Here is an 8,700-nt window from a genome sequence, read left to right as displayed (position 1 = left end):
GGGGGACGAGCGACAGTTAGCGTTGCCGCAACCGGGCGGTCAGCCGCTCCTTCGCCGGGGGCCACTCGTCGGCCAGCATGCTGTACATCACCGTGTTCCGCACCGAGCCGTCGCGTCGCAGCTTGTGGTGCCGCAGTTCGCCGTCCTTGCGGGCACCGAGTCGTTCGATGGCGCGCTGGCTGGCGAAGTTCTCATTGTCGGTGCGCCAACCGACGGCGCCGGCGTCCAAGGTCTCGAAGGCATGGGTGAGCAACAGCAGTTTGCAGGCGGTGTTCACATGGGTGCGCTGCACGCTGCGCCGGTACCAGGTGTAGCCGATCTCGAGCCGGTGCACCTCGGGCGCGATGTCGTGGTAACTGGTGCTGCCCAGCACGAGTCCGGCTTCATCGAGCACCGCGAACGGCACCCGATCCGGCGTCGCCAGGGCCTCGGCGATGTAGCCGGCCTCCTGCCCGGGCTCCGGAGCGCTGGTCACTCGCAACGTCCACAGCTCACCGTCGGCGGCGGCGTCCGCCAACCCTGCGGCATGCCCCAACTCGAGCGGAACCAGCCGGACGCCCCACCCGGCCAGGCTGACCGGCTCGACCCAGCTCTGGTTCACCGTCGTCCGAGCGGCAGATAGGGCCGCCGCTCAGAACCGGTGTAGATCTGCTTGGGCCGGATGATCCGCTGATCGGGATCGGTCAGCTGCTCCTGCCAATGTGCGATCCAACCGGCCGTCCGCGGCACGGCGAACAGCACCGTGAACATCTCGCTGGGGAAGTTCAGTGCCTCGTAGATCAGGCCGGAGTAGAAGTCGACGTTGGGGTAGAGCTTGCGCGAGACGAAGTACTCGTCGTTCAGCGCGATCTTCTCCAGTTCCAGGGCGATGTCGAGCAGCGGATTGGTGCCGCGCACCTCGAACACGTCGTCGACGGCCTTCTTGATCACCTTGGCCCGCGGATCGTAGTTCTTGTAGACGCGGTGGCCGAAGCCCATCAGCCGGCCCTTGCCGCTCTTGACGCCCTCGATGAACTCGGGCACGCGGTCGAGGCTGCCGATCTCGCGCAGCATGCGCAGCACCGCCTCGTTGGCGCCGCCGTGCAGCGGTCCGAACAGGGCGCCGATGCCGGCCCCGCACGAGGTGTACAGGTCGTTGCCGGACGAGGCCACCGTCCGCACCGCGGTGGTGGAGCAGTTCTGCTCATGGTCGGCGTGCAGGATGAACAGCACCTCGAGAGCCCGAACCAGCCGCGGGTCGGCGCGCCACACCCGCTGCTGCGACTGGAACAGCATGGCCAGGAAGTTCTCCACGTAGCCGAGTTCGTCACTGGGGTAGACAGGGTGGCGTCCGATCGAATGCCGGAAGGCGGCGGCCGCCAGCGTGGGCATCTTGCCCAGCAGCCGGAAGGCGTTGAGCTCGCGCGATTCGGGGTCGGAGATGCGACGCGACGAGGGGTAGAAGGTCATCAGCGAAGCCACGGACGCCATCAGCTTGGCCATCGGGTGGGCGTCGTAGCGGAACGCCCGGATGATCTCGTGCACGTTCTCGTGCACCAGGCGGTGCCGATTGACCTGGGCGTCCCAGTCCTCGAGTTCGGACGCCGACGGCAACTCGCCGTTGATCAGCAGGTAGGCGACCTCGAGGAAGGTCGAATGCTCGGCCAATTCCTCGATCGGATAGCCGCGGTGTTCCAGGATTCCGGCGTCACCGTCGATGTAGGTGATCGCGCTGCGGCAGGCTGCCGTGTTCACGAATCCGGGGTCGTAGGAGGCGAGCGGGCCACGGTCGGTCGGGACGGCGGACAACCCGGTCGCACGGATGGCGCCCTCCGCGATCGGCAGGTCGCCGGTGTACTCACCAGCGCTGAGGTGCAACGTGTCGGCCATGCTCGCACCCTATGCAGACAGCCCCAACACCCGTGGTAACGCCGGAGTCTGAGACCGGGCGGGGCGGCTAGCCTCGCCGTGAACTGGCGAGAGGGGCAGTCATGGAGATGGCAATCGAGCGTGGTCCGGCCCGGATCAACCCGGACGACCGTGCCCAGCTGGCCGAATCGCCGGTGTCGGCCCGTCGGGTGCTGGGGCTCTTCATCGGCGATCGCGGACGGCTGATCGTGCTGACCCTGACCATCGTGGCGACCTCGGTGGCGGGCCTGGCTCAGCCGTTCCTGGTCCGTGAGGTGATCGATGTCGCGCTGCCGCAGCAGAACACGACCCTGCTGGTCTGGTGCGTGGTCGGCATGGTCGCGGTGGCCGCCGTCACCGGGCTGCTCGGGGTGACCCAGACCTGGCTGGCGACCGAGGTCGGACAACGGGTGATGCATCGGCTGCGGGTCGGCGTGTTCGACCATCTGCAGTCGCTGTCGTTGGACTTCTTCAAGCGAACCCGCGGCGGCGAGGTGCAGTCCCGGCTGACCAACGACATTGCCGGCCTGCAGTCCGTGGTGACGTCGACGGCCACCTCGGTGGCGTCCAATTTCACCACCGCCGTCGCCACCGCGGCAGCGATGATCGCGCTCAGCTGGCAACTCACGCTGCTCACCGCGCTGGTGTTGCCCCCGGCGATCTGGACCACCCGCAGGGTCGCCCTGGTCCGCCGCGACCTGACGGCGCGCCGGCAGCATGCGCTGGCCGACCTGCAGGAAGAGGTGCAGGAGTCGATGGGCATCAACGGCGCCATCCTGAACCGCACCCTTGGCCTGGCCGATCCCCGCTCGGCGGAGTTCGCCGCCACGTCGGAGGAGCTCGTCCAGCTGGAGCTGCGCTCGCAGTTGGCCGGACGTTGGCGGATGGCCACGATGCAGATCATCTTCGCCGCCATCCCGGCGCTGATCTACCTGGTCGCCGGCTTCCCGGCGCTCACCCCGGGGCTCACCATCGGCACCCTGATCGCGTTCACCACGCTGCAGGTGGCGATCTTCCGGCCGATCATGGGGCTGCTCAACATCGGTGCCCAGTGGGTGTCGTCGATGGCGCTGCTGAGCCGGATCTTCGGCTACCTGGACCTGCCGGTCGGCGTCCCCGAGCCGTCCGAGCCGGTGACGATCGACCCGGCGACCATTCACGGTGAGGTGCGGTTCGACGACGTCCGATTCCACTACCCCGACGGTGACCGTGACGTGCTCGCCGGCATCACCCTGACCATCCCGGCCGGCGGCTCGCTGGGCGTGGTGGGGGAGACCGGGTCGGGCAAGTCGACGTTGGCGTCGCTGTTGGTCAGGCTGGACGATCCGACGTCCGGACGGATCACCGTGGACGGCATCGACCTGCGTGATTTCGCCGCCGCCGACCGCAGCCGGTTCATCGGGGTGGTCTCCCAGGAGACCTACCTGGTGCACGACAGCATCCGCGCCAACCTGCTGCTGGCCAGGCCTGAGGCCACCGACGCCGAACTCTGGCAGGTGCTCCGGGCGACCCGGATCGCGGCGCTGGTCGAGGAACTTCCCGAAGGCCTGGACACCGTGGTCGGCTCCCGGGGTCACCGGTTCTCCGGCGGTGAGCGGCAGCGGCTGGCCATCGCCCGGACGCTGCTGCGCAACCCGCGCATCCTGGTGCTGGACGAGGCGACCAGCGCCCTCGACAACGACACCGAACGCGAGGTCCAGGCCGCCTTGGACGTCCTGGCCGAAGGTCGCACCACGCTGACCATCGCGCACCGGTTGTCGACCGTCGCCGACTGCGACGAGATCATCGTGCTCGACGAGGGCCGGGTCGCCGAGCGTGGCACCGAGGCCGAACTGCGCGCCGCCGGTGGCCGCTACGCACACCTGCTCGGCCGGACGACTGCGCTCGCCGACGACCAGTGACGCTCGGCACCGTTGGTTGAGCTTGTCGAAACCAGGCCTCGGTGGTCGAGCTTGTCGAGACCCCGCGGATGGATTTCGACAAGCTCGATCAGCGGTGGCTCGCCGGTTGGTCCGTCATCCCGGGCTTGATCCGGGATCTCGGCAGGCGCCCAGTCCGGCGCTGAGATCCCGGCGTGCACCGGGATGACGGAGGTCTCCACGCGCTCACTGGATCTCGCCGGACGGAAGCGGCACCCGGCGCGCAATACGATGCGGCAATGCTGATCGTCACCACCAACGACATTCCTGGCTACCGCATCGAGGCCGTGTTCGGCGAGGTCATGGGCATGACCGTGCGGTCGGCCAACATCGGCGCGAACTTCGTCGCCAGCTTCCGCTCGCTGGGCGGCGGCGAGGTGAACGAGTACACCCAGCTGGTCTACGACTCGCGGCAGCAGGTGATGGCCCGGATGTGGGAGCAGGCCACCCAGCGCGGTGCCAACGCGATCGTCGCCTGCCGCTTCGACACCGGCGAGATCGCCGCCCAGTTCTCCGAGGTGTGCTGCTACGGCACCGCGGTGGCCGTCGTCCCGATCCCCGAGGGTGAGCCCGGCGCGACCCCGCAGTCGATCGCCGACGCGAAGGCGCGCTCCTCGCAGATGCGGTAGACGCGCCGCGAGGCGGCATCGCCGAATCCGCTGTCACGAGGCACGATGGTCGGGTCCGGAGTTCTCGACGATGAGGTTGCTGCGATGCGCAGACTGCAAGGCCCACCCGATCTGACCCTCGCGCCCGGGCACTGGGTGCGACGTGACCTGATCGCGTGGCCGGCTGACGGCGTCCCCAGCGGGGTCGACCCGGCCGAGCTCGATTGGCAGCTGCACTGGTCGCCGGACGGCGGCATCGATCCGGGCGCCCGCGAACCCGTGGTGTGGGACATCGACGAGGTGCGGCTCGACCTCGGCGGCCTACCCGAGGACGTGCTCATCGAACGGCCCCACCTGCGCGGCTATCTGGCCCTGCGGCTCCGGCCCGAGACGGCGGCGCGAGCGGAGCAGATCCTGCGCGGTCAGGTCGTGCTCAGCCTGCACCAGGCGTCCGGACGGCTGGTCAACGCCGGCTCGCTGCAGCTGCCCGGGGTGCTGGACGACCTGTACGCGGCCGCCGCCGAGGCGCAGCTCGGGCTGAGCTGGCAGGGCCGGACGCCGACCCTGCGGTTGTGGGCGCCGACCGCGCACGACGTCCGGCTGCGCATCTGGGGCGCCGAGGACGATCTGCACGATCCGGGCCGTTCGCTGCCGGCTACGCGCGAGGCCGACGGCTGCTGGGCGATCTCCGGCGGACCGGACTGGCTGGCCGCCCGGTACCGCTGGGAGGTCACCGTCTACGCCCCGAGCGGACGCCGGGTGGTCACCAACCAGGTCACCGACCCCTACTCGGTCTCGCTCACCGTCAACTCGACGCACGCGGTGATCGTCGACCTGCGCGATCCCGAACTGGCGCCCGAACAGTGGCGAACGACCCCCCAACCCCGGCTGAGTCACGCCGTCGACCAGGTCATCTACGAGTTGCATGTGCGCGACTTCTCGATCAGCGACAAGTCGGTGCCGGCCGGCGAGCGTGGCAGCTTCCTCGCGTTCACCCGCGACAGCCTCGGCACTCGGCACCTGAAACGCCTTGCCGACGCGGGTTTGAACACCGTGCAGCTGTTGCCGACGTTCGACAACGCGAGCGTCGAAGAGGCCAAGGAGCGCCAGCACCGCCCACCGAAGGCCGACCTGCGGGCCGCGCCCGCGGACAGTCCGCACCAGCAGCGACTGATCGCGCTCACCGTCGCCAACAGCCCGTACAACTGGGGCTACGACCCGTGGCACTACCAGGCCGTCGAGGGGTCGTACTGCGCCAGCCTGGCCAGCGCCGAGGGTGCCGGACGGGTGTACGAGTTCCGCGCCATGATCGGCGCACTGCATGGGCTCGGGCTGCGGGTGGTGCTCGACCAGGTCTTCAACCACACCGCCAGCTACGGCCAGAACACCAAATCGGTGCTCGACCGGATCGTGCCCGGTTACTACCACCGGCTCTCGCCGCTGGGCTTCACCGAGCACTCCACCTGCTGCCCGAACGTGGCCACCGAGCACGCGATGGCGCAGAAGCTGATGGTCGACTCGGTGCTGCTGTGGGCCCGCGACTACAAGGTGGACGGCTTCCGGTTCGACCTGATGGGCCACCACAGCCTTGCCAATATGCGTGCGGTGCGCGCCGCGCTCGATGCGCTGACGCCCGAGCACGACGGGGTGGACGGCAGCGCCGTCACGCTCTACGGCGAGGGCTGGAACTTCGGCGAGGTGGCCGACGACGCCCGCTTCGTCCAAGCCCGCCAGGGCAACCTGGCCGGCACCGGCATCGGCACCTTCAACGACCGGCTGCGGGACGCCGTCCGTGGCGGTGGGCCGTTCGACCACGATCCGCGCGGGCAGGGTTTCGGCACCGGGCTGCTGACCGCGTCCAACGACGCCCCGGTGAACGGCGACGGCTACCACCAGCGCGACCGGTTGCTGCTCGACACCGACCTGATCCAGCTGGGTCTCACCGGCAACCTGCGCGACTACTGGCTGCCTGCCAACAGCCGCCGGCAGTTCGTCCGCGGCGACGAACTCGAGTACAACGGCCAGCCGGCCGGCTACGCCAGCGAGCCGGACGAGGTGATCAACTACGTCGACGCGCACGACAACGAGACCCTCTTCGACGCGCTCACCCTCAAGCTGCCGATCGAGACCTCGATGGCCGACCGGGTGCGGCTGAACACGCTCTGCCTGGCGCTCGCCACCCTCGGTCAGGGGCCCGTGATGTGGCATGCCGGCACCGACATCCTGCGCAGCAAGAGCCTCGACCGGAACTCCTACAACTCCGGCGACTGGTTCAACTTCCTGGACTGGACGATGACCGACAACGGCTTCGGTGCCGGGCTGCCGCCCGAGGTCGACAACGGTCCGAAGTGGGACTTCTTCCGGCCGTTCCTGGCCGATGTGGCGCTCAAACCGAGTCCCGAGGACATCGCCGAGGCGCACGCCCAGGCGCTCGACCTGCTCCGGCTGCGGGCCTCGACCAGGCTGTTCCGGCTGGCGTCCGGACACGAGATTCGCACCAAGCTGACCTTCCCGGTCTCGAACACCGCCCACCAGATTCCCGGTGTGATCGTGATGCGGATCGACGACAGCGTCGGCGAGCCGAGCCAGCACGAATGGTCCAGCCTGGTCGCCGTGTTCAACGCCACCCCGCTGCCGGCCAGGCTGGCGGTGCCCGGGCTGGATCGTCGGCACGTGCTGCATCCGGTGCAGGCCCGCGGCCACGATGTGGTCGTCAAGGGCGCCCGGGTGGACGGCGAATGGGCCCGGGTGCCGGCCCGCAGCTACGCCGTCTTCGTCCGCCCTTGGTAGCTGCGTCGGCCCTTCGCGCTGCTACGTTTGCGGCCATGTCCTGGCCCGTTCGGATTGTCTCGGTGGGCAGTCACACCCCGTCGCGGCGGGTCACCTCCACTGACCTGGACGCCGCCCACGGCCGGGCTCCCGGCCTCACCTTCGCCCGCTCCGGGGTCGTCGCGCGGCACTGGATAGGACCCGGCGAAACCAGCGTCAGCATGACCGTCGGCGCGCTCGGCCAGGTGCTGGATCGGGCCGATTGGGAGCCCGACGAGCTGGATGCGCTGATCGTCGCCTCGGTGCTTCCCGAACAGCCGATGCCGACCACCGCGATCCTGACCGCCGCTCAACTCGGGGTGGCCGGTGGCAGGCTCGAGGCCTTCGATGTGAACGCGTCCTGCCTCGGCTTCCTGACCGCACTGCAGCAGGCGTCCTTCGGGATCGCGATGGGGCGCTGGAACCGGGTTGCCGTGGCCGCGGTGGACATCGCCTCCAAGGGCCTCAACCATGCCGATCTGGAATCCAGTGCACTGTTCGGCGACGGTGCCGCCGCTGTCCTGCTGGAGGGGTCGCCGATCGCGTCCCCACCGCCGGTCGAGCCCCCACCACCGCCGGTCGAGCCCCCACCGTTGGTCGAGCTTGTCGAGACCCCTGCGACTGGTCTCGACAAGCTCAACCAGCGGCGAGACAAGCTCAACCAGCGGCCGTCCGAGATCTTGGCGCTGCGGCTGGCCAGCTATCCGAGTGCGGCCGGGCTGTGCCGGATCGCTGCCGGCGGCACCCGGTGGAACCCGGTCACTCCGCCCCCGTCCGCTACCGACTACCTGTTCGCCATGGATGGCCTGGGCATGATGAAACTGGTCGCCCGCGAGATGCCCGGCTTCCTCGACGGGCTGCTCGCCGAGGCGGGCGTGGACGCCGAGGCGATCGATGTCGTGGTGCCGCACCAGGCGTCCGGGCTGGGACTGCGCTTCCTGCGCGAACGATTGCCGGTACGGTCCGAGACCGTGGTCGACATCCTCGCCGAACACGGCAACCAGGTGTCCGCGTCGATGCCGACCGCGTTGGCACACGCCGTCGATACCGGACGTCTCGAGCGCGGCGGCCTGTGTCTGCTGATCGGGACCGGCGCCGGATTGTTGTTCGGCGGGGCGGTCCTGCGGTACTGATGCTGGGGCGCCGAAAGTGGCGCGGGCTGTCGAGGCGAGAAGCCGACGTGGTGTGGCCGGGGTGAAACGGGGATCGTGATGCGTGAGTGGGAGGTGCTCGTCGCCGGGCACTGCGTCCAGCTGGAGCGGTTCGTCCGCAACGGCGGGGCGTGGCGTCCGATCGAGTTCCCGTCCGCGGTCGCGGTCATTCCGCACCCGGACGGCGGGGTCGCCCTGTTCGACACCGGCTACGCGCCCCGCTTCCAGACCGCGACGGCGCGGCTGCCGTATCGGCTGTACGCGGCGCTGCTGCCGGTGACCTGCGGCGAATCGGACGCCGTGGTGACGCAGCTGCGCGACCGCGGC

The 8,700-nt window shown here is 69.4% G+C and carries 7 protein-coding genes; 5 read left to right on the top strand and 2 right to left on the bottom strand.

Annotated features, from left to right (window positions below; all coding sequences use genetic code 11):
• Positions 1 to 16: 16 nt before the first annotated feature.
• Together Q0066_RS00100 and Q0066_RS00095 are read right to left on the bottom strand one after the other, a co-directional pair.
• Positions 17 to 601 carry a GNAT family protein gene (locus Q0066_RS00100; protein WP_298128794.1) on the bottom strand — a complete coding sequence of 195 codons (585 nt, stop codon included), beginning with the start codon at positions 599 to 601 and terminating at the stop codon, positions 17 to 19.
• Complete coding sequence (locus Q0066_RS00095) at positions 598 to 1,869, bottom strand: citrate synthase (protein ID WP_298128792.1); 1,272 nt, start codon at positions 1,867 to 1,869, stop codon at positions 598 to 600. The genes Q0066_RS00100 and Q0066_RS00095 overlap by 4 nt, the downstream gene beginning before the upstream one ends.
• A gap of 101 nt (positions 1,870 to 1,970) precedes the next feature.
• Between Q0066_RS00095 and Q0066_RS00090 the strand changes: the two genes are divergently transcribed.
• The 5 genes from Q0066_RS00090 to Q0066_RS00070 form a co-directional block, all read left to right on the top strand.
• A complete protein-coding gene (locus tag Q0066_RS00090; protein ID WP_298128790.1) occupies positions 1,971 to 3,788 on the top strand; it encodes an ABC transporter ATP-binding protein in 1,818 nt (605 codons plus the stop codon).
• Positions 3,789 to 4,045: 257 nt separating this feature from the next.
• Complete coding sequence (locus Q0066_RS00085) at positions 4,046 to 4,435, top strand: YbjQ family protein (protein ID WP_298128788.1); 390 nt, start codon at positions 4,046 to 4,048, stop codon at positions 4,433 to 4,435.
• Between the two features lie 84 nt (positions 4,436 to 4,519).
• The gene (pulA, locus tag Q0066_RS00080) at positions 4,520 to 7,204 is read left to right on the top strand and encodes a pullulanase-type alpha-1,6-glucosidase (protein ID WP_298128786.1); all 2,685 of its coding nucleotides are present in this window, start codon (positions 4,520 to 4,522) and stop codon (positions 7,202 to 7,204) included.
• Positions 7,205 to 7,239: 35 nt separating this feature from the next.
• Entirely contained in the window at positions 7,240 to 8,355 is a 1,116-nt protein-coding gene (locus Q0066_RS00075) for a 3-oxoacyl-[acyl-carrier-protein] synthase III C-terminal domain-containing protein (RefSeq protein ID WP_298128784.1), read from the top strand.
• Positions 8,356 to 8,433: 78 nt separating this feature from the next.
• The coding region (locus Q0066_RS00070) for a hypothetical protein (protein ID WP_298128782.1) at positions 8,434 to 8,700 on the top strand (267 nt) is incomplete at its 3' end.

Source organism: Micropruina sp., assembly GCF_027492755.1.
GTDB lineage: Bacteria > Actinomycetota > Actinomycetes > Propionibacteriales > Propionibacteriaceae > Micropruina.
Note: the sequence above shows the minus strand (reverse complement) of the source record. Positions and strands in the feature narration are given on the sequence as shown.

What these genes read in the sequence shown, in the direction of transcription:
- Q0066_RS00095 (WP_298128792.1), bottom strand. Translation starts at nt 1,869, where the DNA reads ATGGCCGACACGTTGCACCTCAGCGCTGGTGAGTACACCGGCGACCTG.
- Q0066_RS00090 (WP_298128790.1), top strand. Translation starts at nt 1,971, where the DNA reads ATGGAGATGGCAATCGAGCGTGGTCCGGCCCGGATCAACCCGGACGAC.
- Q0066_RS00085 (WP_298128788.1), top strand. Translation starts at nt 4,046, where the DNA reads ATGCTGATCGTCACCACCAACGACATTCCTGGCTACCGCATCGAGGCC.
- pulA (WP_298128786.1), top strand. Translation starts at nt 4,520, where the DNA reads ATGCGCAGACTGCAAGGCCCACCCGATCTGACCCTCGCGCCCGGGCAC.
- Q0066_RS00075 (WP_298128784.1), top strand. Translation starts at nt 7,240, where the DNA reads ATGTCCTGGCCCGTTCGGATTGTCTCGGTGGGCAGTCACACCCCGTCG.